General features: G+C 35.9%; 19 protein-coding genes. 16 read left to right on the top strand and 3 right to left on the bottom strand.

Going from position 1 to position 25,141, the window contains the following annotated elements; translation table 11 throughout:
* Nucleotides 1-10 precede the first annotated feature (10 nt).
* From I3217_RS09080 to rimO, 8 genes are all read left to right on the top strand, one after another.
* Nucleotides 11-622: a fumarylacetoacetate hydrolase family protein gene (locus tag I3217_RS09080; protein ID WP_435049445.1), complete on the top strand. Its 612-nt coding sequence runs from the start codon at nucleotides 11-13 to the stop codon at nucleotides 620-622.
* Nucleotides 623-624: 2 nt separating this feature from the next.
* On the top strand, nucleotides 625-969 hold the full coding sequence (locus tag I3217_RS09075) for an Hpt domain-containing protein (protein WP_435049444.1): 345 nt from the start codon (nucleotides 625-627) through the stop codon (nucleotides 967-969).
* Entirely contained in the window at nucleotides 969-2,222 is a 1,254-nt protein-coding gene (locus I3217_RS09070; RefSeq protein WP_435049443.1) for a competence/damage-inducible protein A, read from the top strand. The genes I3217_RS09075 and I3217_RS09070 overlap by 1 nt, the downstream gene beginning before the upstream one ends.
* Nucleotides 2,223-2,300: 78 nt before the next feature.
* The gene (rpmB, locus tag I3217_RS09065; protein ID WP_435049442.1) at nucleotides 2,301-2,537 is read left to right on the top strand and encodes a 50S ribosomal protein L28; all 237 of its coding nucleotides are present in this window, start codon (nucleotides 2,301-2,303) and stop codon (nucleotides 2,535-2,537) included.
* Between the two features lie 23 nt (nucleotides 2,538-2,560).
* Entirely contained in the window at nucleotides 2,561-2,743 is a 183-nt protein-coding gene (gene rpmG / locus I3217_RS09060) for a 50S ribosomal protein L33 (RefSeq protein WP_435049441.1), read from the top strand.
* Between the two features lie 7 nt (nucleotides 2,744-2,750).
* Nucleotides 2,751-2,903: a DUF4295 domain-containing protein gene (locus I3217_RS09055; protein ID WP_435049440.1), complete on the top strand. Its 153-nt coding sequence runs from the start codon at nucleotides 2,751-2,753 to the stop codon at nucleotides 2,901-2,903.
* Nucleotides 2,904-3,097: 194 nt separating this feature from the next.
* The gene (gene ftsY / locus I3217_RS09050) at nucleotides 3,098-4,072 is read left to right on the top strand and encodes a signal recognition particle-docking protein FtsY (RefSeq protein WP_435049439.1); all 975 of its coding nucleotides are present in this window, start codon (nucleotides 3,098-3,100) and stop codon (nucleotides 4,070-4,072) included.
* A 123-nt stretch (nucleotides 4,073-4,195) separates the two neighbouring features.
* Entirely contained in the window at nucleotides 4,196-5,500 is a 1,305-nt protein-coding gene (gene rimO, locus I3217_RS09045) for a 30S ribosomal protein S12 methylthiotransferase RimO (protein WP_435049438.1), read from the top strand.
* Between the two features lie 51 nt (nucleotides 5,501-5,551).
* Here the strand turns inward: rimO and I3217_RS09040 are convergent, their stop codons facing one another.
* Complete coding sequence (locus I3217_RS09040; RefSeq protein WP_435049437.1) at nucleotides 5,552-8,050, bottom strand: M14 metallopeptidase family protein; 2,499 nt, start codon at nucleotides 8,048-8,050, stop codon at nucleotides 5,552-5,554.
* A 112-nt stretch (nucleotides 8,051-8,162) separates the two neighbouring features.
* Between I3217_RS09040 and bshC the strand changes: the two genes are divergently transcribed.
* From bshC to I3217_RS09010, 6 genes are read left to right on the top strand one after another with little or no spacing between them, the layout of a single operon-like run.
* Nucleotides 8,163-9,773, top strand: coding sequence for a bacillithiol biosynthesis cysteine-adding enzyme BshC (gene bshC, locus I3217_RS09035; RefSeq protein WP_435049436.1), 1,611 nt, complete (start codon nucleotides 8,163-8,165; stop codon nucleotides 9,771-9,773).
* A 5-nt stretch (nucleotides 9,774-9,778) separates the two neighbouring features.
* Nucleotides 9,779-11,152: a pyridoxal phosphate-dependent decarboxylase family protein gene (locus tag I3217_RS09030; protein WP_435049435.1), complete on the top strand. Its 1,374-nt coding sequence runs from the start codon at nucleotides 9,779-9,781 to the stop codon at nucleotides 11,150-11,152.
* A gap of 47 nt (nucleotides 11,153-11,199) precedes the next feature.
* Nucleotides 11,200-12,735 carry a glutamine-hydrolyzing GMP synthase gene (gene guaA, locus I3217_RS09025; RefSeq protein WP_435049434.1) on the top strand — a complete coding sequence of 512 codons (1,536 nt, stop codon included), beginning with the start codon at nucleotides 11,200-11,202 and terminating at the stop codon, nucleotides 12,733-12,735.
* 42 nt (nucleotides 12,736-12,777) lie between these two features.
* Nucleotides 12,778-14,703: a LysM peptidoglycan-binding domain-containing protein gene (locus tag I3217_RS09020; protein WP_435049433.1), complete on the top strand. Its 1,926-nt coding sequence runs from the start codon at nucleotides 12,778-12,780 to the stop codon at nucleotides 14,701-14,703.
* A 5-nt stretch (nucleotides 14,704-14,708) separates the two neighbouring features.
* Entirely contained in the window at nucleotides 14,709-15,110 is a 402-nt protein-coding gene (locus I3217_RS09015) for an OsmC family protein (RefSeq protein WP_435049432.1), read from the top strand.
* A gap of 48 nt (nucleotides 15,111-15,158) precedes the next feature.
* Nucleotides 15,159-15,395 carry a DUF3820 family protein gene (locus tag I3217_RS09010; protein ID WP_435049431.1) on the top strand — a complete coding sequence of 79 codons (237 nt, stop codon included), beginning with the start codon at nucleotides 15,159-15,161 and terminating at the stop codon, nucleotides 15,393-15,395.
* A gap of 102 nt (nucleotides 15,396-15,497) precedes the next feature.
* Here I3217_RS09010 and I3217_RS09005 read toward each other — a convergent pair whose 3' ends face one another.
* Nucleotides 15,498-19,448, bottom strand: a complete 3,951-nt coding sequence (locus I3217_RS09005; RefSeq protein WP_435049430.1) for a pectinesterase family protein — start codon at nucleotides 19,446-19,448, stop codon at nucleotides 15,498-15,500.
* Nucleotides 19,449-19,600: 152 nt separating this feature from the next.
* A complete protein-coding gene (locus I3217_RS09000; RefSeq protein ID WP_435049429.1) occupies nucleotides 19,601-20,926 on the bottom strand; it encodes a T9SS type A sorting domain-containing protein in 1,326 nt (441 codons plus the stop codon).
* A gap of 528 nt (nucleotides 20,927-21,454) precedes the next feature.
* Between I3217_RS09000 and I3217_RS08995 the strand changes: the two genes are divergently transcribed.
* Together I3217_RS08995 and yidC are read left to right on the top strand one after the other, a co-directional pair.
* Complete coding sequence (locus I3217_RS08995) at nucleotides 21,455-23,068, top strand: CTP synthase (RefSeq protein ID WP_435049428.1); 1,614 nt, start codon at nucleotides 21,455-21,457, stop codon at nucleotides 23,066-23,068.
* A gap of 103 nt (nucleotides 23,069-23,171) precedes the next feature.
* Complete coding sequence (gene yidC / locus I3217_RS08990; protein WP_435049427.1) at nucleotides 23,172-25,073, top strand: membrane protein insertase YidC; 1,902 nt, start codon at nucleotides 23,172-23,174, stop codon at nucleotides 25,071-25,073.
* Nucleotides 25,074-25,141 lie beyond the last annotated feature (68 nt).

The raw sequence follows: 25,141 nt of genomic DNA, 5'->3' as shown, positions 1-25,141 counted from the left end.
GTTATTTACAATGAAACTTATTTGTATAGGTAGGAATTATACCGAGCATATTGCTGAACTGGAAAATGAAAAACCGGAAGATCCGGTTGTATTCTTAAAGCCGGACACCGCAATTTTACTAAAAAAGCAACCGTTCTTTATTCCTGATTTTTCCGAAGATGTGCATTATGAAGTGGAGGTTTTAGTTAAGATTAATAAAGTAGGAAAATACATAGATAAAAAATTTGCTCATAAATATTATGATGAAATTGGCTTGGGAATTGATTTTACGGCAAGAGATTTGCAAGCAAAATTAAAAGCAAAAGGATTGCCCTGGGAAAAGGCTAAATCTTTCGATGGAGCGGCTGTTATAGGTAAATGGTTGTCGAAAGAACAGTTTTCAGATTTAAATAACATTAATTTTTCATTAAAAAAGAACGAAAATACTGTCCAAAACGGAAATACAAGTCACATGCTCTGGAAAATCGATGAGTTGATAGAATGTGTTTCGAAATATTTCACTTTAAAGATAGGAGATATTATCTTTACAGGTACGCCTGCTGGAGTAGGTCCCGTAGCTCCAAATGATATACTTCAAGGATTTATAGAAGATAAACAGATGTTTTCAATAACTGTAAAATAATTATGGAACGACATTACAAGTTGTATAGAGTGAGAGAACTGGCTGATAATGATGAGGATTTTGTTAAAGCGTTAGCCATGACTTTTATTGAAGAAGTGCCCGAAGACCTGAATCTTTTAATTGATGCTGTAAAGACTAAGGACTACAATAATTCCTATCAAATAGCCCATAAATTGAAACCAACTGTCGATTTGTTTGAACTCGGCGTATTAGATGATGTTATCGAAATTCAGGACTGGGGTAAGTTTGAAAAAACAGATTTAGATATAACTACTAGTTTTGAAAAGGTGGTTACAGCTATTGAAAAAGCGGTTTCTGAGATTAAATCGGACTTTGATTTAGAATAATGCAGGCAGAAATTATTACTATTGGCGATGAAATTCTTATCGGCCAAATTATCGATACAAATTCGGCTTACATAGCCAAGGCTTTAAACAGAATAGGTGTTTCGGTATTTCAGATTACTTCTGTTCAGGATGATAAAGAGCATATTTTGCAGACTTTAAAAGCAGCTGAGAATCATGCTGACATTATTATTATAACAGGAGGTTTAGGACCAACAAAAGACGATATTACTAAGCATACCATTGCAGAGTATTTTAACGATACATTACAGGAAGATACTAGAGTTTTAGAGCATGTAGAAGGTATCTTTGCAAGATATTCGTCCAATCCTATTTCGCAATTAAACAGAAATCAGGCTTTAGTACCCTCTAAAGCTAAAGTGTTACATAATGAGTATGGAACAGCTCCTGGGATGTGGATAGAAAATAATGGTAAAGTTTTTGTGTCTTTGCCAGGTGTGCCATTCGAAATGAAAGCGCTTATTGATGATACGGTAATTCCTGAGCTTCGACAGAAATTCAAATGTCCGTTTATTGTACATAAAACTTACGTTACATACGGTCTGGGAGAAAGTGCATTGGCCGAACGCCTGGAAGTCTGGGAGGAGGCTTTACCCGGACCTATAAAACTGGCATATTTGCCAAATTTAGGGAAAGTAAGGCTGAGGTTGTCTGCAAAGGGAATGGATAAAGAAGCTATCCTGAAGGAAATGGATAGACAAGAGCAGCTTTTAATGCCACAAATACAAGACATTTTTGTTGGTGTTGAAGGTGAAGAGAATTCTCTGGAAGAGCAAATCGGAAAATTATTAGCTAAAGACGGTAAAACTTTAGCCACAGCAGAAAGTTGTACCGGAGGAAAAATTGCCGAGCAGTTTACAGCTCATGCTGGCGCATCTCAGTTTTTTAAAGGTAGTGTGGTGAGTTATGCAACTCAGGCTAAAATTGAGGTTTTGAAAATTCCGCAGGCCCTTATTGAAACGCACGGAGTGGTAAGTGCCTCTGTTGCCGAGGCAATGGCTAATCAAGCACTGCAGTTGTTTAAAACAGATTACGCTATTGCTACAACCGGAAATGCAGGGCCTACAGCTGGAGATGATAAAGAAGAATTAGGAACCGTATTCATTGCAATAGCCTCTAAAAAAGGTGTGTATTCTGAAAAATTTAATTTGGGAAATCATCGTATAAAAGTGATAAATAAGGCGGTAAATAAAGCCTTAGAATTACTTCAGAAAGAAATTTTTAAAAATAGATAACATTTAAATTGTTATAAAGCAAAGAATTTGTATATTTGCACCTCGTTTTGAAATAACAACATTTAAAGTTTAGAAAGAATGTCAAGAGTTTGTGAACTTACAGGTAAGAAGGCAATGGTAGGAAACAACGTGTCTCACGCTATGAACAAAACTAAGCGCAAGTTTGATGCGAATTTAGTTAAAAAGCGTTTTTACATTCCAGAAGAAGATAAGTGGGTAACTTTAAAAGTATCTACTTCAGCATTAAAAACTATTAACAAAATAGGGATTTCTGCTGCTATAAAAGAAGCTAAATCTAAAGGGTTTTTAAAATAAGCCACTTTTAAAATTATAGAATAATGGCAAAGAAAGGTAACAGAGTTCAAGTAATATTAGAGTGTACAGAGCACAAAGAATCTGGAATGGCGGGAACTTCTAGATATATTACTACAAAGAATAAGAAGAATACTCCGGATAGAATGGAAATTAAAAAATTCAATCCTATCTTAAAGAGAATGACTATTCATAAAGAAATAAAATAATTGAGTCATGGCAAAGAAAGCAGTAGCATCATTACAAACAGGGTCTAAAAGATTAACAAAAGCTATTAAAATGGTTAAGTCTGATAAGACTGGAGCTTATACTTTTGTTGAAGCAATCATGACACCTGAGCAAGTAAACGACTTCTTGAATAAAAAATAATTATATTTTTTATCAATACTTAAGATATTTAAGCTGCTTTCAATTTTGAAAGCGGCTTTTGTTTTATATTTACATTTAAAATAGAAGCCTTTTGTCGTTTTGTTTAACGATAAATTTGGGCGAAACTCTTTAAATGATTTGTTTTATATAGATAGGAGATTATCTGTGTAAAACAAAAAACTAAATAATAATCGATGAGCTTTTTTAAAAAAATATTTTCTTCAGAAAAAAAGGAAACATTAGATAAAGGTCTTGAAAAATCTAAAGCCACTTTTTTCGATAAGCTAAGTAAGGCAGTTGCCGGAAAATCTAAAGTAGATGATGATGTTTTAGATAACTTAGAAGAAATTTTAGTGTCCAGCGATGTTGGTGTAAATACAACATTAAAGGTCATAGAACGTATTGAAGAACGTGTAGCTCGCGATAAATATTTAGGAACAGAAGAATTAAATCTGATTCTTCGTGAAGAAATAGCCGGCTTATTATCTGAAACGAATTCTGGCGAAGAAACAGAATATACTATTCCAAAGTTGGCTCCACAAGCCAATGGTGCTAAGACGCCTTATGTGTTAATGGTTGTTGGTGTTAATGGTGTTGGTAAAACGACCACAATAGGAAAGCTGGCATATCAGTTTAAAAAGCAAGGTTTAAAAGTTGTGCTTGGTGCTGCCGATACATTTAGGGCAGCCGCTATAGACCAGCTACAGGTTTGGGCTGACCGAGTGGAAGTTCCTATTGTAAAACAAGCTATGGGGAGTGATCCTGCATCGGTAGCTTTTGATGCACTTCAATCTGGTGTGTCTCAGGATGCAGATGTAATTATTATAGATACAGCCGGACGTTTGCATAATAAAATCAATTTAATGAACGAGTTAACCAAGGTTAAACGCGTTATGCAAAAAGTAATTGGAGATGCGCCGCACGATGTTCTGTTAGTACTCGATGGTTCTACGGGGCAGAATGCTTTTGAGCAGGCCAAACAATTTACCGCAGCTACCGAAGTAACTTCATTAGCGGTAACCAAATTAGACGGTACAGCTAAAGGTGGAGTTGTTATTGGTATCAGCGATCAGTTTAAAATACCGGTAAAATATATTGGTGTAGGAGAAGGGATTAACGACCTCCAGGTGTTTAATAAATACGAATTTGTAGATTCTTTCTTTAAATAAACAGAAACGATATAATTTAAATAGATGCCTTGAAGACTAAATGTTTTCAAGGCATTTTTTATTTTCTTAAAGTCATATTGCATTCTTAAATCATTCCGTATCTTTGCACTCTGAATTTTTGATATGAGAACAAAATCACGTAAAAAGAATAAAATCAACGTTGTAACTCTGGGTTGTAGTAAAAATGTTTACGATAGCGAAGTGTTAATGGGGCAACTTAAAGCCAGTGGTAAAGACGTTGTGCATGAAGAAGAGGGGAATATTGTAGTGATTAATACCTGTGGATTCATAAATAACGCCAAGGAAGAAAGCGTGAATACCATTTTGGAATTCATGCAGAAAAAAGAAGAAGGCGAAGTTGATAAAGTATTTGTGACTGGTTGTTTGTCTGAACGCTATAAGCCGGATTTAGAAAAAGAAATTCCGAATGTAGATCAGTATTTTGGAACTACAGAATTGCCTGGTTTACTTAAAGCTTTAGGAGCTGATTACAGACATGAATTAATAGGGGAGCGTTTAACTACCACTCCTAAAAACTATGCATATTTAAAAATTGCAGAAGGTTGCGATCGTCCATGTAGTTTCTGTGCTATTCCTTTAATGCGTGGTAAGCATAAATCGACTCCAATCGAAGAATTGGTGGTTGAAGCTGAAAAACTGGCGTCTAATGGAGTTAAGGAATTAATTCTTATAGCTCAGGATTTAACGTATTATGGATTAGATTTATATAAAAAGCGCAATCTGGCTGAGTTATTGGAAGCCTTAGTTAAGGTGGAAGGTATTGAATGGATTCGTTTACATTATGCATTCCCAACAGGGTTTCCAATGGATGTTCTGGAAGTAATGAATCGTGAGTCTAAAGTATGTAATTATTTAGATATTCCATTACAGCATATTTCCGATCGTATTTTAAAAAGTATGCGTCGTGGTACTACTCAGGAAAAAACCACAAAGTTGCTTCAGGAATTCAGAAAAGCAGTGCCGGGAATGACTATTCGTACTACACTTATTGTGGGATATCCAGGAGAAACAGAAGAAGATTATCAGACTTTAAAGCAATGGGTGCAGGATATGCGTTTTGAGCGTTTAGGATGTTTTACTTACTCGCACGAGGAAAATACGCATGCGTATACTTTAGAAGATGATGTGCCGGAGGAAGTGAAACAGGAGCGTGCTAATGAAATTATGGAAATCCAATCGCAGATTTCTTGGGAATTAAATCAGGAAAAAATTGGTCAGGAATTTAAGGTGGTTATCGACCGAAAGGAAGGTAATTATTTTGTTGGACGTACTGAATTTGATTCTCCAGATGTCGATAATGAAGTACTTATTGATGCTTCTACCGCTTATTTGAAAACCGGAGAGTTTGCAACTGTTAAAATAACCGATGCAGCCGATTTCGATTTGTATGCAGAAGTAGTTAGTTAATCTAAAAATTAGAATATAAAAAAAGCAGAATTTTAGATTCTGCTTTTTTTGTTATAAAGAAGGTGAATTATTGTTTACAAGAAATAATGCGTTTGCAAAAAACAGTTTCCCGTTCTCCCAGAAACTTCGAAACAAAACATTGTCTACCATATATATAATACTCCCTTTTTCAATACGTTCTTCTCCAAAAACTAAAGAATTTTTTAAAGGTTTTAGAGTATCCGTTCCGCTAAATCCGGAAATATTTTTGGGAGATTCTCCAATATAGGAAACATTATATCCGTCTTCGAGTAAATCGTAAGAATCTTTGCCAAGTTTTAAGGTGTAATAGTCTTTTTTGTAACCGAAGGCAAGTGGGTGTGTATTGTCTGTTGCCGTTTCAAAAATGGCTCCTGTAATCATTTTTTTCAGGCTTTCCCGTTCTCTGTCGGCATAAGGAATCAGTTTTTTTGCCACAGTGGTTGAGTCTTTTGTTTTCTTAGTTTTAAGTCCAAATCCTTTTTGGTTTGCGAAACTCTTAAGAGCACCGTCTATCGCGATAATTTTTCCTCCTTTTTTAATCCAGTTGTGTAAAGTATTTAAAGCCGTACTGTCCAAAGAAGTTTTATAATTTCCATCCGGCACTATTAGGGTATTGTATTTATTAAGCTCGTAATGTTTTAAATTTTTAGTTTGTAAGGAAGTTATGGGATAATGTAACTGTTGTTCGAAAAAGTGCCAGATTTCACCATAACTTAATGAAGAGGTGGGTGTGCCTGCTAGCACTGCAATTTTTGGGCTGTGTATAAACTTTACATCCGGAGAACCAAAATCGGGTCCAGATTTAGAGAACCCACTGTTTATAGGACTCGGATTCTTATTGAATTTTTTAGCAGAAGCGATTATTATATCATCAAAATCTGAAACGCTTTTATTATCTCCCCTAAGAATAATTAATGAACCTCTCTCGTACATATGCTCGGTGGCATTAATTTCAATGGGTTTTTCTGTAAACCTAACCTTAATATTCTGGGCTAACAAATCAGCTAAAAACTGGGCATCGGAAATATGATTCCATTTAGCCATATAAGCTGGAGCCGAATTGTCTGCTTTTGGTAGATCTAAACTCTTAGGCGAAGCAGGTTTTTCAGCTATTAGTTTTGTACTGGCTGTAGCATCCAGGCCATAAGCAAAAGGAATACTCCAGGCAGTAATATCATATGTAAGAGAATCTTTCAGTTTAACATTTGGCTCAAATAAGACTTGAACCATTTTTCCTTTAGGCTGGTTGGTGCTCACAATTAAATCGGAATCAGAAATGGTTTTCGTGTATTTGTCTCCTTTAGTATAATTGTAACCATTTACTTTTGAGGAATTACTTTGGTAAAATGAAATGTCGTGTTGTTTTAATAGCGATTTTAAGCTTTCAATTTTATCTCGATCTCCACTAAGTACAAAACTTTTATATTTTAGGTCTGTTGGGTTAAAGAAATTTTGGAATTCCGAGTTTATTTGAGTGGCATTTTTTGAGGCCATTTCTACGGTAGATAATCCGGTTGTAGTATGATGTGCAATTCGGTCTTTTAAGGTTAATACAGAGCCTTCATCAGTCATAATTCCTAAGCCTCCACGTCCATGACCGGCCTGTTCGTAAGTCATTCCTATGGCTCCCATAAATGTAGGATAAGTGTCTCCATAACTCGGGTATAGTAAATCAAAACGCTCTTTTGTAAAATAAAGCCATCCGTTGGTGTCAAAATATTGGGCATTATTCTTCCCGATAGCTGTCTGGAATTCTTTTTGCCAGTCACTTATAAGTTCATGTGAAGGTTCTGCTGCAGGGGCAAAATAATACGGATCATTTATGCCTTGTTCATGAAAATCTACATGAATATGCGGCAGCCATTTGTTATAAACTTTTAAACGAGATTGACTTTCAATTTGGGAGGCCCAGGCCCAGTCTCTGTTTAAATCAAACAGGTAATGGTTTGGTCTTCCTCCGGGCCAGTCTTCGGCATGTTCTCTGGCTTGCTGGTCTATATTATATGGCATGCTTGCCGTTTGGTTAAACCAGTTCACGTAGCGGTCGCGACCATCAGGATTCATGCAGGGGTCTATTATTACCACAGTATTTTTTAACCATTCCTGTTTTTCGGTAAGTAAGTTGTAAAGCGTGTTCATCGCAGCTTCAGAACTGGATGCTTCATTGCCGTGTACATTGTAACTCAACCAGACTATAGTTATATCTTTAGTGTTTGAATTGCCTTCTAGAATCCCTGTGTTTTTTAGGTTGTTTTCTCTAATACGTTCAAGATTTTTTATGTTGTCTGCAGAAGATATAAAAGCTAAGTACAAAGGGCGGCGCTCGTAAGTAGTTCCATATTGTTCCAGTTTTATATTGTCTGGCATTTCTAAGTTGGCATGTTTAAAGTAATCTACAACCTGATGGTGTTTGGAAAATTGGGTGCCTAATTCGTAACCTAAATAGTCTTTAGGAGACTTTAATTCTTGTGCGAATGAGGCAATTGAGCAGCAAAAAAGGCTCATTATAAAAACAAATAATTTGTGCATAGTGTTAGTTTAGGTCATAAAAATAAAGATATAAATTGAATATGAATTAACTAAAATTTAGGACTTAAAACTGTTTAGTGCTGTATATTTACATCAGAATTGAAAAGTAACTATGCCGACAGACTGTATTCCGTTTAAAGACACTCATTATTTTTCACAACTTATCTGTGATTATTTAGAAGAAAAACAAGCGTTAAAACCCTTTTATAACAGGTTTCCATCTTTAGAAGCCTTTAAAACTCAGATTGAAGAAAAGCAGGAGCAGTGGAGTAAAACTTCTGAGAAAAGAGCTATTCTGGCCGATGTTTTGAAAGCGCAATATCAGGGTTTTGAAATGTCTGAAACCACCCGGTATAATATTGAAGCTTTGCAAGAGGCAAATACCTTTACAATAACAACAGGGCATCAGTTAAATTTGTTTACCGGCCCACTTTATTTTTTATATAAAATAATTTCCACAATAAATCTCGCGAAAACATTAAAGGATACATACCCCGAATATCATTTTGTTCCGGTGTACTGGATGGCAACCGAGGATCATGATTTTGATGAAATCAATTATTTTAATTTTAAGGGAAAGAAGATTCAGTGGCACAAAAATGCTGATGGGGCTGTTGGTGAATTGAATACCGAAGGGCTGGATGCAGTGTTCGAGTTGTTTTCAAAAGAATTGGGTCCAGGTAAATCTGCTGAAACCTTAAGACAACTGTTTACGAATGCTTACTTAAAGCATGAGAATTTAGCCGATGCCACAAAGTTTTTAGCTAATGCCTTGTTTTCAAAATACGGTTTAGTTATTGTAGATGCGAATAACAGGGATTTAAAACGAATGTTTATTCCGTATATCAAGCAGGAGATACTTACCCAAATTTCTTCTCAGGAAGTTTCAAAAACTAACGCGCAACTTTCAGAAATTCCAGATGCCGACTATAATATTCAGGTTAATCCTCGAGAGATTAATTTGTTCTATCTGATTAAAAATAAGCGGGAACGTATTGTTCTGGATGGTGAAGTTTACAAAGTGGTTAATTCAGATTTAAGCTTTACTAAAGATGCCGTTTTAAAAGAAATAGAAAATTTTCCGGAGCGTTTTTCTCCAAATGTTATTATGCGGCCTTTATATCAGGAAGTCATTTTGCCTAATTTGTGTTACATAGGCGGAGGGGGAGAATTAGCCTACTGGTTACAGCTAAAGGGGTATTTTAATACAGTTGATGTTACTTTTCCAATACTGCTCTTAAGAAATTCAGTTTTAATAAAAACGGAGCAACAAACACATAAATTAGACCGATTAGAGATTTCTAATCGCGATTTGTTTTTAAAACGGGATGCTTTTATTAACAAAAAGGTGCGTAAAATTTCTAATATAGATATCGACTTTTCTAAACAGAAGGAACATTTAAGAGCGCAGTTTGAAGCAATGTATGCCTTGGCTGAAGAAACAGACCCTAGTTTTAAAGGGGCTGTTGGGGCGCAGGAGCGCAAGCAAATCAAAGGTTTAGAGCATTTAGAGAAAAGACTATTAAAGGCACAGAAGAAGAAGTTGGCAGATCAGGTGTCGCGTATGACCGATTTGCAAAATCAATTATTTCCAAACCAGAGTTTACAGGAACGCGCTGTTAATTTTTCTGAATTATATCTTGAGTTTGGAGACCAATTAATTGAACAGTTAGTGTTAAATTTGCAGCCTCTAAAACAAGAATTTTTAATACTAAATCTGTAACATAAATGCATAAAGTAGATTTTGACTTGGTAGAAATGACAATGGATGTCATGAAATATGCCATAGAACGAATTTCTTCATCAGAACGCAAAATAGGTAAGCCTAAAAAGGCCGAAGAATTAAAGGCTTTGGTAGGCGAAACGATTACGCCTAAAGGAATAGGAGGGGAAAATGCTTTTAACCTTTGGAAAAAGCATTTAATGAAAGCGAATGTTCCTGTAGATCACCCTAGAAATCTTGCTTTTGTACCCGCTTCGCCAACACGTGCAGCGGTAATGTTCGATTTGGTAACTTCGGCTTCCAGTATTCACGGTGCATATTGGATGGAAGGTGCCGGTGGAATATTTTGTGAAAATGAAGCCATGAAATGGATCGTATCCCTTACGGGGCTTCCTGAAGGAGCATTTGGTGTGTTTACCAGTGGAGGAACAGCCGCAAATTTATCGGCTATAGTAACTGCAAGAGAATACTGGAGAAGTTTAAAAGAAGAACATAAAAATGAACGCGGTTTAATTATAACTTCTATAGGTGCGCACTCTTCAATTAAAGCCATGGCTAAAGTGGCAGACTTAGATGTGTTATTAGTTGATACGGAAGATCGTCTGGAAGCAGAAGCTTTACAGGAAACTATAGATGATCTTACATCTACACAACGCGAGCGTTTATTTGCTGTTGTGGCGACTGGAGGTACCACTAATGCCGGAATTATAGATGATTTAGATGGTATTGGCGATATTTGTGAAGCCGAGAATTTATGGCTGCACGTCGATGCTGCTTATGGAGGCGGGGCCTTAGCGGCCGACTCAGTAAGACACTTATTTAAAGGGATAGAAAAAGCAGATAGTATAACTATCGATCCGCATAAATGGATGTTCTCACCATACGATTGTGGTGCTGTATTATATAAACAACCGGAGTTGGCCAAAAATGCGCATTCACAACAGGGTTCGTATTTAGATATTTTTAAGGATGAAGGCGCTCATGGTTTTAATCCAACAGACTATCAAATACAGTTAACACGTAGAGTTCGTGGATTACCGCTTTGGTTTTCGTTAGCGATGCATGGTACAGACCGCTACAAACAAGCAGTTGAGCGTGGATTGGAACTTGCGCAGATTGCAGGAAAGTTAATTACCGAACACCCTAATGTTGAATTGGTAAGAGATCCAAGTTTATCTTGTGTGTTATTCAGACGTATTGGTTGGACACCGGAAGATTATACCCACTGGACTTACGAAAATCATAAAAAAGGTTTCGCTTTAGTGACGCCTACAAAATGGAAAACAGGAGATACTTTCGAAACTGTTTCCCGTTTTTGTTTTATCAATCCGGATACTACAGAAGAAGATATTGCACTTATTTTAAAAACTATGGAATAAAGTTTGTTTCAGACTTTACAAATAAAATATAAATATTAATTTTGCGCATGCAACACGATAAGGTATTAATTTTAGACTTCGGATCGCAATACACTCAGCTTATTGCACGTCGAGTACGAGAACTCAACATTTATTCCGAGATTCATCCATTCAACAAAATTCCAGAAGATTTAGCATCTTACAAATCGGTTATCCTTTCGGGTAGTCCAAATTCAGTAAGAGGAGAAGACGCTTTACACCCAAACTTAGACGGTATTAGAGGAGTAAAACCCATGTTAGCCGTTTGTTACGGAGCGCAGTATTTAGCACATTTTTCAGGTGGTAATGTAGCGCCTTCAGACACCAGAGAATATGGTCGTGCTAATTTATCATTTATTAAAACTGATGAAGAATTCTTCGCGGGAATTAATGAAGGAAGCCAGGTTTGGATGAGCCATAGTGATACTATTAAAGAATTGCCAGCTAATGGTGTTTTAATAGCTAGTACAAAAGATGTAACCAATGCGGCTTACCGAATTGAAGGGGAAACAACGTATGCGATTCAATTCCACCCAGAGGTGTATCACTCAACAGATGGTAAGCAATTATTAGAAAACTTTTTAGTGAATATTGCTGGTGTAAATCAAGATTGGACGCCAGATTCATTTATTGATGAAACTGTTGAAGCTATTCAGGAGAAAGTTGGAAACGATAAAGTAGTACTTGGGTTATCTGGTGGTGTAGATTCTACTGTAGCTGCAGTACTTTTAAATAAAGCTATTGGTAAGAACCTATACTGTATTTTCGTAAATAACGGTTTATTACGTAAAAATGAATTCCAAAGCGTATTAAATCAGTATGAAGGTATGGGGCTTAATGTAAAAGGAGTAGATGCTTCAGAGCGCTTCCTTGCGGCATTGGCAGGTCTTGAAGATCCTGAATTAAAGCGTAAAGCCATCGGAAAAACATTTATTGAAGTTTTCGATGATGAAGCACATAAATTAACCGATGTAAAATGGTTAGCTCAAGGAACCATTTATCCAGATGTTATCGAGAGTGTTTCTGCTACAGGAGGACCTTCGGCAACTATTAAGAGTCACCACAACGTAGGTGGTTTACCAGATTTTATGAAACTAAAAATTGTAGAGCCATTACGAGCTATCTTTAAAGATGAGGTGAGACGTGTTGGAGCTACTTTAGGTATCGACCCTGAATTATTAGGGCGTCACCCGTTCCCAGGGCCAGGTTTAGGTATCCGTATTTTAGGAGATATCACAGCAGAGAAAGTACGTATTCTTCAGGAAGTTGATGCTATTTTCATCAATGGATTAAAAGAATGGGGACTTTACGATAAAGTTTGGCAAGCAGGAGCGATGTTATTACCGGTAAACAGTGTAGGAGTAATGGGAGATGAGCGTACTTACGAAAAATGTGTGGCGCTTAGAGCTGTAGAAAGTACCGATGGTATGACGGCAGACTGGGTGAATTTACCTTACGAATTCTTACAAAAAACGTCTAACGATATAATAAATAAAGTAAAAGGCGTTAATAGAGTAGTGTACGATATTAGTTCTAAGCCACCCGCCACAATCGAGTGGGAATAAACATATTTTAAATCAATTATTTTTCGAATTAAACCATATTGAATGAAAAAGTTTTTAGTTGTTTTTATAATGCTTATCGCATTTGGAGGGTCAGTTTTAGCTCAAAATTATACCACCCATAAAGTTAAGCAGAATGAAAAAATCGAAGATATAGCCAAAACTTATCTCGTATCTGTTTACGATATATATACGCTAAATCCCGATGCTAAAAATGGAATTAAACCCAATATGGTTTTAATTATTCCTAAAACTAAAGTTCAGGCCGAAATTACAACGGTTAAAGAACGGACAGGGTATAAGCCACATCGCGTTAAACGCAAGGAGACGCTTTACAGCATTGCAAAACAATACAATGTTACTCCAGATGATATAAAAAGAGAGAATACCTTTTTGTATTCCGAACCCTTAAAAAAAGGGACCAAAATCAGAATACCTGTTTATAAAACAAAACAGGTTTTAGAAGAGGTAAATCAACCCTTGGATGTGGCAAAAGATTATGTGGTTTTGCCAAAAGAAGGTAAATGGCGTGTGGCTTATAAATTCGGAATTACGATAGAAGAATTAGATGCTTTAAACCCGGAGTTAGGCGAAGTTTTGAAGGTAGGCGATACGATTAAAGTTCCAAATATTGACCGAACTTCGGAAAAGGCTGTCGAAGAAAATTTCGATTACTACGAAGTGCAACCAAAGGAAGGATTCTATCGTTTAAAAGTTAAGCTGGGCTTAACTCAGAATGAGCTTGAAGCTTTAAATCCTGGATTGGCAGAAAGCGGTTTAAAAGCCGGTATGGTGCTTAAAGTACCTAAAAAAGTTGATAACGATGTTATTGGAATGATTTCTGATGAAACTGTGGTAGCTTCAGATTTGACTAAAAGACAATTTTACCCGATGCAAAAGCATATTGCGGTAATGTTGCCGTTTCGCTTAAAAGGAGTTAGTTTCGATTCCATTTCAGGAACAATGGCTCAAATTCAGAAAGATAGTTATTTGAACTTTTCACTTGATTTTCATTCAGGAGTTATCATGGCGCTGGATTCACTTAAAAAATTAGGGGTTAATGTTAAGGTTGATGTTTACGATACCGAAAATAAAACGAGTACCATTAGCGATTTAATGCGTGCCAATAATTTTGAAGAACTGGATGCTGTTATCGGACCTTTAACTCAAACCGATGTAGAATATACTTCGAGTCAGTTAAGTCGTTATAATATTCCGGTTGTTTCTCCAATAACAAAATATGTTAAAGGTTCAGAAAACACGTTTCAGTCCCGACCTTCAGAAGCTATGCTTAAGGCGAGAATTATCAGATATTTTAAAGAACGTGATACTTTAACGAATACCATTCTTGTTTTTGATAATAAATCGCTGTTGCAAAGCAGTGAATTAAAATCGGCATTTCCATTGGCGGCTTCAGTACAATCCAGAAAGGATAAAGATGGTAAAGAAGCGCACTACATTTTAGTTGATGATATAGCCAAGCTCTTAAAACCAGGTAAAAATGTCGTGTTTCTAGAAACCGAAAGCGAAGTATATGCTTCGAATGTTACCAGTATATTAAACTCGTTAAACACCGGAGATTTTCAAATTATGCTGGCGACAACGAATATGAATGCGGCTTTTGAGGGAAGTGAGGTTTCAAATCATCATTTATCTAATTTAAAGTTTCATTATGCGTCTGTTTCCAAGTCTTATGATGATGATCTTCAAAACGGATTTATTAAAGCTTACAGGAATACTTACGGTGTCACTCCAAATAAAATAGCTGTTCGTGGTTTCGATGTAACTATGGATGTGGTATTACGATTGGTAACTTCAACAGACCTTTATGCTTCAGTGAGTGAAGCCCCTTTAACCGAATATGTAGAAAGTAAGTTTGCCTATAAAAAGCAAGGTTTTGGTGGGTTTTATAACGATACGGTATATTTACTGCAGTATGAAGATTTAAAAATTGTAGAAGTTAAAGACTAAAAATTATGACCTCTAAAGTAACTTATCTGGGCGGTTTACGTACGGAAAATACACATTTAAAATCAGGTAATAGTTTTGTTACCGACGCGCCTTTAGATAATAATGGAAAAGGAGAAGCTTTTTCTCCAACCGATACTGTGGCTACTGGGCTGGCAAATTGTATGATGACCGTAATGGGGATTAAAGCCAGAGATATGGAAGTTGATATGACAGGAACTACAGCTGAAGTGACTAAAACCATGGCTGCAAATCCAAGACGTATTTCTAAAATAGAAGTGGTTTTTAGTTTTCCTTTTGATGCCGATGATAAAACCCGAAAAATTCTAGAGCATACTGCAAGAACTTGCCCTGTTCATTATAGTTTACATCCGGATATCGAACGCGATATTACTTTTAATTGGAAGTAAAATAAGTAGTCTCAGGTAAAATTCTTTAAATCTTCATTGTAAACAATTATGAATCAGCTTAATACTGATATTTTAATTGAGTTGGCTCATACAAAAATGCCATTTGGTAAATATAAAGAGCGATACCTTATAGACTTGCCGGAACACTATGTGGTTTGGTATCATGGAAAAGGCTTTCCAAAAGGGAAATTAGGAGATCAATTGCAAATGGTTTACGAGTTAAAATTAAACGGTCTTGAAGATTTGATTCGTAATATAAGGCACAAATACCCGAAAGTTCAATAAGGTTATATTTAATTGTTTATAATACGATATATCTATAAAAAAGGAGATTGAATATTTTCAACCTCCCTTTCAAACAACAATTAAATAAATGAAAAAATATAATTAGTGAGCCACTAATTTTATGGTTTTAGTACCGTCTGCATCTTTAGCTTTTACAAACCAAATACCGTTATCTATAGCTATAATTCTATCCGTTTTAGTTTTTAAACTATAAGTTTGCTGCCCAAGTAAATTATAAATTTGAACAGATGTTTCTGTTTTCACATTTGTAATATGAAGTTTTCCTTTAAATGCCGAAATATTTACCGTATTTGTGTTGGCTGTAACATCTTCTATACTTAAGGCTTGATTTAATTCTTTTATAGGGTCCCAGCCATCATTTCCTTTAGTGAAATTTAAGGTTGTAATTTCTGTTCCGTCTTTTAAAACAGGTTCTGTTAAAAGGGTAGACCATGTTACACGATTAGTGCTATTATCAACACCGGAGTCTTCCATAGAACCATACTCATACATGAATTCCGATTGACCTCCTAAAGAATCTCTCCAGCCATCAGGTACTATTAAGGATAATCCTTCAGACCCCGGATAATTAGACGTTTCGATGGATGTGTTATAAAATACAACTTCACTTGTTGTTGGTCGCCATGGTCTTCCAAAATAGCCAGGTTTAGCACGGTATTGCGAAGCTGTTTCTACACCAGGATCAGTAGTGGTTACTGTACATTCGTACATTAAATAACCACGACCACCATCTTGTTGCGCAGCAGTTAAGTATGCAGCATCGCTGCTCACATCACTTGTATTCATTACAAGATCGGTTTTGTAGAAAACTGCTGTCATACCTCCGAAAATATAATCTACGGCACCTAAAATTTCACCTTTATAAGCGACAACACGGGTATTAGTGCCTCCATAAAAAGTATCTTGCCTACCAATAACTTTACAGCCAATTAGAAGTACTTTGTCTGTATTATTTGTTACAGCAATAGCTGCTGCACGTTCTACATAACTTCTGTCCTGGACATCGGTGTTACCTTGTGTAGTAGGTCTTGTGCCTTTATTTTCTGATGGAATTAAAACTAAAATGTCTTCTGATTCTTTTTTTGAAATATATTGATTAAAGGAGTTTTCGAATATAATAGAATCAGCTTCAAATCCGTTGGCCGAAATGACAACTGTGGCATTCCAGTAAGATCCATTGGTAGTTCCGGCACCGGCATTTTGGTAAGAGATTGAACCGTTTTCTTTGTTTGTTTTTAAAACATCTTCGTGCCATTTCTGGTCAGATCCCATACTGTAATAACTATAACCGTGTCCGTAATAGGACGTAATTCTAACGGCGTTGGCATCGATATCGACCCCTTTGTTTGAAACAGCAATGCTAGGAGTGGCCGAGGCATTTTTAAGGGTTACATTTGGCGTGTTAATAACTAACATTTCCTCGTAGTTTCCCGGATCTATTAAAACAGTTACACGTTCGTTATTAGGACGAACCATACTGGCAATGGCCTTTAAGGCTGCATTTACAGTTTGATACTCTTTATCTGTCCCAACTGTGATTTCAGATGCGAAGTCAACAAAAGGTTCAATAAAGATATTAGTAATATAGGTTGTTCCTGCAGCTTTTAGTGTTACTGTACCATTATCTGCTCCTGTATAAATATACTCAGTAGTTTCTATGGTACTGGTACTTCCACTGGTGGTAATTATTGGGTCTCCATTTTCTATAGTGAAGTTGGCTGCATAATAATAGGTAATTATAATTTTTGTATTAGAGTTTACAGGAATTGCTATAGTTCCGTCAGCTCCTAAATCTAGATGGCCTTTGGCAATTTCATTTTTAACCGATCCCGAAAACATTAAACCTTTGTAATACATATCTCCGCTAGAAATGACTTTATCATCGAAACTCCAGTTTGTAACCGGAACAAAAGATAATTCCTTTGAGGCCTCTGCGTTTTCTACTGTAAGATTAGACGTTAAAGCCAGTTCAATTGGATATTCATCTAATCCGGAATAAGAAATAGAATAAACTCCGTTGCGAAGAGAAATAGCCGTAATGTCGGTAAATGTATAAACAGCATTTTCCTCTGTGGTATTGGTAAATGTTAAGCTTAGTTTTGCTAATTGTTCACTATTTAAATCGGGTGCATTTATACTAATGTTATATACGGGTTTTGCTACAAAATTCAGGTCTTTAGTAGCAGCAGCAGTGCCTATCGTGACTGTATTATTTTCGATTTCAAAATCGTTAACTCCACTTGCCGTTATAGTATACTCTACGTCGGCTTCAAGTTTTACAGAATAGGTTCTGGCATCTGTATCGATACTAACAATAGGGGTGTATATTTTATTAGCATTGGGGTCTGGAGTAAAAGTTAGTTCGAGATTTGAAATAATATCGTCGATACCTGAAATTGCTCCTGTTAAATCGAATAAATCTACTTGTAAGATGACGATGTCGTGGATGTTATTGTTTTCTGAAACTTCTACAGTGTCTCCGTTTGTAATGATATACCCGTTGGCATTACCAAGGCTTAGCATATAGGTATTGTCTGCGGGAAGATCTATGCTATACAAGTCGTTTGTAACTGAGGTTGACCAGGTTTTTCCAGCTTCATTTGTAAACTGGATGGTATAATCATCTGGTATGTTGGCTGCAGCACTAATATCAACTTGTCCTGATAAGGAAATATATTCAGCCGCTTGTCTGTAAACTCTGTAATAACTAGGTTTTCCTGAGCTATCGTAAATTTTATAAGAACCGGTTTCTTTTGCAGTGAATTTTAATTCAACGAAGTCCTTGGTCATTTCGACTTCATCTTTTTGCCCCGAACCGGTATCCATGTTTTCGAAGGTTAATAATCCTCCGGAATCAGTTTTTGTTGCAAGCGTCACAATATCATCAGCATTTAATTGTAATTCCAGATAACGATCTATAGCTCCTGCAGAATTCACATATATTCTACCGGTATGCCCGTTAGAATCGGAAATATTTTCGTCGTATCTTGTTAAATCAGTGTTTGTTGAACGCAGGCGGTCGTTAGAACCTCCGGTCCATGATAAATCTCCTGCGGTAAAGGATGAAGGTAAAACCGGGCCCACGGTTCCTGGAGTTATACTGCTATCATACCAGCCATTAATTATGTCTGCAGAAAGTTGGTTGTTGTATAGCGTTTCATCCAGTTGTTCTGCTCCAAAATCCCAAACATCTGTTTTGTTAATTACCACATCGTAAGGTAAAACCTCTAAAGCGGGCAAATACACATCTGTTCCAGGTTCTACTGCAACAAATTTTAAAGTTGTTGGTCCGCCAACATAAGTAAATTCATAGGTGTCGCTTAAATCGTTAACAACTTTCGTGTTTATAGTACCAAGGTCTCCCTGAGTAACAGCTGTACCTTCAAGACTTAAAGAAGAGTGTTTCGAACCGATAAAGCGTACAATAGCACTGCCATCTACTGCGATATCGATTTCGCCACCAGCTTTTAAATCTAAACCGTAATTCGAGCTGTGGTAATTAATAGAACCAATTAGGCTTAGTTTTCCATCAGCACTTTGTCCGGCATCAAAAATGCTTTTATCGGTAAAATCATAAATGGTGGTTTCCGGAATAACTTTTAAAGAAGGCAAGTATAAATCTGTTCCGGAACCTACTAATGTAAAAATTAAAGTTGTAGCCGTTCCTTTGTATTCAAAATCGAATGTATCGACAAGGTCATTTACTACAGTTGTAGATTGTGTGCCAAGATCGGTTCCGGTTTCTGAAGCACCTTGCATATCGAGTGAGGAATGTTTCGATCCCAGAAAACTTATTGTAGTACTGCCTTCAACTTTTATTTTGATGACACCATTTACTTTCATGTTTAATCCATAATTTGCAGAATGGAAGGAATAGTTGCCTTCTAAAGTAATTACGCCGTCAGGACTTTGACCGGCCGGAATTATGATTCCATCAGTGAAATCATATTCCATTGGGGTAGATAATTGTCCAAACATTAATGCAGAGCATAAAGTAAAGACGAACCCCAGGAAGAGTTTGTTTTTAATCATTTTGGTTGTTTTTTGTGTTAGTTAAATGTAATCCTAAGCTGTAGTTAGTACAGCTTAGGATGGATAGTGTTAGTTTGTTTTTTAGTTTGTTAGAGTGTAATAAAATTTAAAGGGTTAATAATAGGTTTGATAGGTTACATGAATATGTATCCTTATTTTTTTATGACTTTATATACTTTAGATTGATTTCCGTTTTGAACTTTACAGAAGTACATGCCTGAATTAAGTTGTCCTAATTGTAATTCTTGGGGCTCATGTGTAGAATGTTGGGAAGTGAATTCGAAAACGCGTTTTCCAGTAACCGAATAAATAGAAATTACAGTTTTGCCTGTAAATGAAGTCGGTAATTCAAAAAATAGTGATTCACTAAAAACAGTAGGGTAGAATTTTACTGCAAAAATAGCGTTGTCTTCAATACTTAATTTATCACAGGATGATGAAATGGTTCCGGCTTCATCTATTATTAATGTGGCACCGGCACCGCAACTTTCACTGGTTACGGCATCTTTAACATCTTCTACATTGTAGGTTGTATATTCGTAAGATGGTTTATCTACACTACCAATGTTGTTTATTCCGTTTAGGCAGTTTTCAAATTGAAGATAAACGACACCTCCATCGCTCCCGTTGTAACTTTTAAATATGGATTCAATATTATCGAAATTTGTATTTTCTACATAACAGGTTGTGTTATTAGGACCTCCTCCTAAACCGATAGCATTGGCGTTGTCGACAGAGGTGTTGTAATAACAGTTTAAAATATGTAACTCTGCATTTCTTGCTCTGGGCATACGGTCTTTACAACCATCGGCCCAATAACAGTTCTGGAAGGTTACGCTAAAATGACCGTCGGCTGGAGCATTAGTTTTACTGGAACCAACAAGATTTGAAAATCTGTGATCGTTAGAACCTCCGGATCCTCCGGCTTTAGGTGGTAATAGATAGGTGAATTTACACCAGGACACGGTTACATTATCTGTAGTGTTTTTAATATCGAAATTACCATCTAAGCCATCCTGAAATTCGCAATGGTCCACCCATAAATTATTACAGCCTTCCGAAGTTAATAAATCACGTCCGTCTACGTCGTACGCTCCCGGACCTTTAAAAGTCAAGTTTCGGATAATTACATTTTCAGAACCATTGGATAAATTTAAGATTCCTGATCCTGATTGGGTTTGAGACATGTTTTCTAATGTCGCTCCGGGAAGCCCTAAAATGGTTTTGTTTACCACACGTTTGCTGATAGATTGGTACTCGGGAATGGTTATAGTTCCTTTTACAATTATGGTGCGCGGACTAGACAGCCCTAAAGCGTCTTTGAAATCCTGATAGTTATCTACCAGAATTATTGGGGAGCCGTCTCCACCTCCTGTGGTTGCAGCACCAAATCCTTCCGGGGTTGTCATGTTGTATGTTTGGGCAAACCCATAGCTGGAAATGAGAAGGAGTAAATTAAAAAGTAATTTTTTTTTCATGCTTTTTTTGATAATAATTAGTTTGTTGTATTTTTAAATTGTGAATTTGGTTGAATTTTAGTTAAAAAACTTCGGTTAAATTATGTAAATGTAATCGATTACACAAGTATTTGTTCGATTTTTAAATGTATTTTTTAATAGATTCTTTAAAACACCTTGGTTTTATTGAGTCTTTGTTGATGTGCGAGGTGGTTTTTTATGAATTTGAAAAAAGCAAAAATAGTTGAGGTTGTAAGAAAAGTAGTTAGCTAACGCGGAATTCAATTTTATCTGTTCAAGATTTAATATTTGACGTTAGATACAGCTATATACCTGTTTTATGGTTGAATTTAACATTTTAGTTCACCACGAAATAGCTAAACAAATAAAACGACCTTCAGGTTTTAATGATTTTACTTTTTCAAAACTTATTATTATTTTACTTTAATTGTTAAAAAATAAGAATTGTTTATATGTGGAATTTATATAACTATCCTTAGTTAATTCTCAATAGTTCTTTGTAAATTTGCCTGCGTTTAAAAGCGCATCATGACAACGACTACAAAGTACATTTTCGTAACCGGAGGGGTTACATCATCTTTAGGAAAAGGAATTATTGCCGCTTCATTGGCAAAATTATTACAGGCACAGGGATACAGAACTACGATTCAGAAATTAGACCCTTATATCAATGTAGATCCAGGAACATTGAACCCATACGAACATGGAGAATGTTATGTTACTGATGATGGCGCCGAAACTGATTTGGATTTAGGGCATTACGAGCGTTTTTTAAATGCGCCTACCAGTCAGGCAAATAATGTAACTACCGGACGTATTTATCAAAGTGTTATAGAAAAAGAACGTCGTGGTGAGTTTTTAGGGAAAACAGTACAGGTTATTCCTCATATTACAGACGAAATTAAAGAGCGTATTCAGATTCTTGGTAAATCAGGAGACTACGATATCGTAATCACAGAAATAGGAGGAACTGTGGGAGATATTGAATCTCTGCCTTATGTAGAAGCAGTAAGACAATTACGCTGGGATTTAGGTGAAGATAACGGTATTGTTATTCATTTAACCTTAGTGCCATATTTATCTGCTGCGGGAGAATTAAAGACAAAACCAACGCAGCACAGTGTTAAGACTTTGATGGAGAGTGGAGTTCAGGCCGATATTTTAGTGTGTAGAACAGAACACAATTTACCAAAGGACTTAAGAAAGAAATTAGCTTTATTCTGTAATGTAAGAGAAGAAGCGGTTATCCAGTCTATAGATGCGTCTACAATTTACGATGTTCCTAATTTAATGCAGGATCAGGGGCTTGATAAAGTTGTTCTTAAAAAACTAGGCTTAAGCGGACATACTCCTGATTTAACCCAATGGAATGAATTTTTAAAGCGTCATAAAAATCCGAAAACAGAAATCACTATTGGTTTAATAGGAAAGTATGTAGAATTACAGGATTCATATAAGTCTATTTTAGAAGCTTTTATTCATGCAGGTGCAGAGAATGAAGTAAAAGTAAATGTAGAGCCTATACATTCTGAATATATAAATGAAGAAAATGTAAAGTTAAAACTTGGCCATTTACAAGGGGTTTTAGTAGCTCCTGGATTTGGTGAACGTGGAATTGAAGGTAAAATTGATGCCGTTCGTTTTGTGAGAGAAAATAATATTCCGTTTTTAGGAATTTGTTTAGGAATGCAAATGGCAGTAATAGAATTTGCCAGAAATGTTGTAGGACTTAAAGAAGCAAATTCTACAGAGATGGATGCCAAAACCAAACATCCTGTAATTAGTATTATGGAAGATCAGAAATCCATAACTAATATGGGTGGGACTATGCGTTTAGGTGCCTGGGATTGTAGTATAAAACCAGATAGCATTGCTTATAAAGTATACAAGTCTGAAACCATTAAAGAACGACACAGACACCGTTACGAATTTAACAGTACTTATAAAGACCAGATTGAAAAGGCCGGTATGATAGCTACAGGAGTTAACCCGGACACGAATCTTGTAGAAATTGTAGAAGTTAAAGATCATCCTTGGTTTGTAGGAGTACAATACCACCCGGAATATAAAAGTACGGTAGCAAATCCACATCCATTATTTGTGGCTTTTGTAAAAGCGGCTTTGAAAAACAAGAAAAAATAAGTGTCAAATTGTCAAAAAGTCAAGATTGGTTGATTTTTTGACATAACAATCTACTGGAAGTACAAACAAATTTTATTTCCTGTTATACTTATATTATAAATAGATGGAAGAAAAGAAATTAGACCTGAATTCGGTTATAGGTTTTATCCTGATTTTTGGTATTTTAATGTTTATGCTTTGGCAAAACAAGCCAACAGAAGAAGAATTAAAAGCTCAGGAAGAGGCGAAGCAGGAACAGATTGCAGCAGAAAAAAAAGCTGCAGAAGAAAAAGAAACCATAGTAACTTCTGGCGAAGATTTTTCTGTAACATCAGCTTCAGATTCTTTACAATTAGTACAGTTAAAAAATAAGTTGGGAGCGTTTGCATATGCTTCAACTTTACCTTCGGCTACAGATGCCGAAACAATTGTAGAAACAGAATTGTTCGAATTAAAGTTTAGCAATAAAGGAGGGTATCTTTCTCAGGTTCGTCTTAAAAAGTTCGATGATTATAATGCAAATCCGGTTTACTTAATTAAAGATAATAACTCGGCTTTCAATATAAATTTTGGAACAACAGATAACAGAATTTTAAATACACAGGATTTATATTTTCAGCCAACAGTATCTAAAAACGGAGAGAACACGGTGGTTTCCATGAAACTTAAGGTGTCAGAATCTAAGTTTTTAGAATACCGTTATGAATTGAAGCCGGATGAGTATATGATGGACTTTACCATTCGTTCTCAAGGTTTAGGTGACGTCTTTAATAGTGCTCAAGCTGTTAATTTAGACTGGAAATTAAAAACGTACAGAGGCGATAAAAGTGCCGATTACGAAAACCGTTATACCCGTTTAACTTATCAGCATGATGGTGGTAAAATCAGTAAATTAAGTCCGACGAGTAGTGATGATGACATAGAAGAAGATGTTACCTGGGTATCGTACAGACAGCACTTTTTTAGTAGTATTTTGGTTACCGATAATCCTTTTAAATCTGTAGAATTAACTTCAGAGAATTTACTACAAAAGGATGATGATGATGCAGTCTTCACCAAGCTTTATGCTTCTAAACTGTCATTAGAATTACAGGGAGGTGAATTAAATGCACCTTTAAAATTCTATTTTGGACCAACAGATAACAAAGTGCTTAATCAATATGGTTACGATTTAGATGACAGTATTCCATTTGGTTGGGGGATTTTTGGTTGGATTAACCGCTATGTCTTTGTGCCTTTATTTGCCTTTTTGAGTGGCATTTTACCTTATGGAGTTGCTATTATTGTAATGACTATTTTAGTTAGAATAGTAATGTCTCCGGTAACTTATAAATCGTATGTATCTCAGGCTAAAATGAAAATTTTAAAGCCAGAAATTAATGAGATTAACGAAAAGTATAAGGACAACGCTATGAAAAAGCAACAGGAAACCATGGCACTTTACAGTAAGGCAGGAGCAAGTCCTATGGCTGGCTGTTTACCAGGTTTGTTGCAAATCCCAGTGTTTTATGCTTTATTCCAGTTCTTCCCGTCTGCTTTCGATTTAAGACATAAAAGCTTTTTATGGGCAGAAGATTTATCATCGTATGATACTATTGCTGAATTACCATTTAAAATACCGTTTTACGGAGATCATATAAGTTTATTCCCGATTTTAGCTTCGGTAGCTATCTTCTTTTATATGAGAATGACAACTGGTCAGCAAGTGGCTTCTCAGCCTACTCAGGAAGGGATGCCAGATATGGGGAAAATGATGAAGTATATGATTTATTTTTCACCGATAATGATGTTGATTTTCTTTAACAATTACGCTTCGGGATTAAGTTTATATTACTTTATCTCTAACTTAATTACTATTGGTATTATGCTGGTAATTAAGAATGTTATTATAGATGAAGATAAAATTCATGCTAAAATTCAGGAGAATAAAAAGAAGCCTAAGAAGGAGAATCGTTTTCAGAAGAAAATGAAAGAAATGATGGAGCAGGCAGAACAACAACAGCAAATGCAAAAACGTAAAAAGTAATAAGGAGCTGCCAATTTTGGCAGCTTTTTTGTTACTTGCAATTTATAATTTAGAATGCCGTTATATAA

Source organism: Formosa sp. S-31, from assembly GCF_051172795.1.
Taxonomy (GTDB): Bacteria; Bacteroidota; Bacteroidia; order Flavobacteriales; family Flavobacteriaceae; genus Formosa.
This window is presented reverse-complemented; position numbering and strand designations above follow the sequence as displayed.

Bases quoted from the DNA above. Each gene is read 5' to 3' on its own strand.
- I3217_RS09055 (WP_435049440.1), top strand. From the start codon at position 2,751: ATGGCAAAGAAAGCAGTAGCATCATTACAAACAGGGTCTAAAAGATTA.
- I3217_RS09075 (WP_435049444.1), top strand. From the start codon at position 625: ATGGAACGACATTACAAGTTGTATAGAGTGAGAGAACTGGCTGATAAT.
- rpmB (WP_435049442.1), top strand. From the start codon at position 2,301: ATGTCAAGAGTTTGTGAACTTACAGGTAAGAAGGCAATGGTAGGAAAC.
- I3217_RS08995 (WP_435049428.1), top strand. From the start codon at position 21,455: ATGACAACGACTACAAAGTACATTTTCGTAACCGGAGGGGTTACATCA.
- bshC (WP_435049436.1), top strand. From the start codon at position 8,163: ATGCCGACAGACTGTATTCCGTTTAAAGACACTCATTATTTTTCACAA.
- I3217_RS09005 (WP_435049430.1), bottom strand. From the start codon at position 19,448: ATGATTAAAAACAAACTCTTCCTGGGGTTCGTCTTTACTTTATGCTCT.
- rimO (WP_435049438.1), top strand. From the start codon at position 4,196: ATGAGAACAAAATCACGTAAAAAGAATAAAATCAACGTTGTAACTCTG.
- guaA (WP_435049434.1), top strand. From the start codon at position 11,200: ATGCAACACGATAAGGTATTAATTTTAGACTTCGGATCGCAATACACT.
- ftsY (WP_435049439.1), top strand. From the start codon at position 3,098: ATGAGCTTTTTTAAAAAAATATTTTCTTCAGAAAAAAAGGAAACATTA.
- I3217_RS09000 (WP_435049429.1), bottom strand. From the start codon at position 20,926: ATGAAAAAAAAATTACTTTTTAATTTACTCCTTCTCATTTCCAGCTAT.
- I3217_RS09010 (WP_435049431.1), top strand. From the start codon at position 15,159: ATGAATCAGCTTAATACTGATATTTTAATTGAGTTGGCTCATACAAAA.
- yidC (WP_435049427.1), top strand. From the start codon at position 23,172: ATGGAAGAAAAGAAATTAGACCTGAATTCGGTTATAGGTTTTATCCTG.
- rpmG (WP_435049441.1), top strand. From the start codon at position 2,561: ATGGCAAAGAAAGGTAACAGAGTTCAAGTAATATTAGAGTGTACAGAG.
- I3217_RS09040 (WP_435049437.1), bottom strand. From the start codon at position 8,050: ATGCACAAATTATTTGTTTTTATAATGAGCCTTTTTTGCTGCTCAATT.
- I3217_RS09020 (WP_435049433.1), top strand. From the start codon at position 12,778: ATGAAAAAGTTTTTAGTTGTTTTTATAATGCTTATCGCATTTGGAGGG.
- I3217_RS09015 (WP_435049432.1), top strand. From the start codon at position 14,709: ATGACCTCTAAAGTAACTTATCTGGGCGGTTTACGTACGGAAAATACA.
- I3217_RS09030 (WP_435049435.1), top strand. From the start codon at position 9,779: ATGCATAAAGTAGATTTTGACTTGGTAGAAATGACAATGGATGTCATG.
- I3217_RS09080 (WP_435049445.1), top strand. From the start codon at position 11: ATGAAACTTATTTGTATAGGTAGGAATTATACCGAGCATATTGCTGAA.
- I3217_RS09070 (WP_435049443.1), top strand. From the start codon at position 969: ATGCAGGCAGAAATTATTACTATTGGCGATGAAATTCTTATCGGCCAA.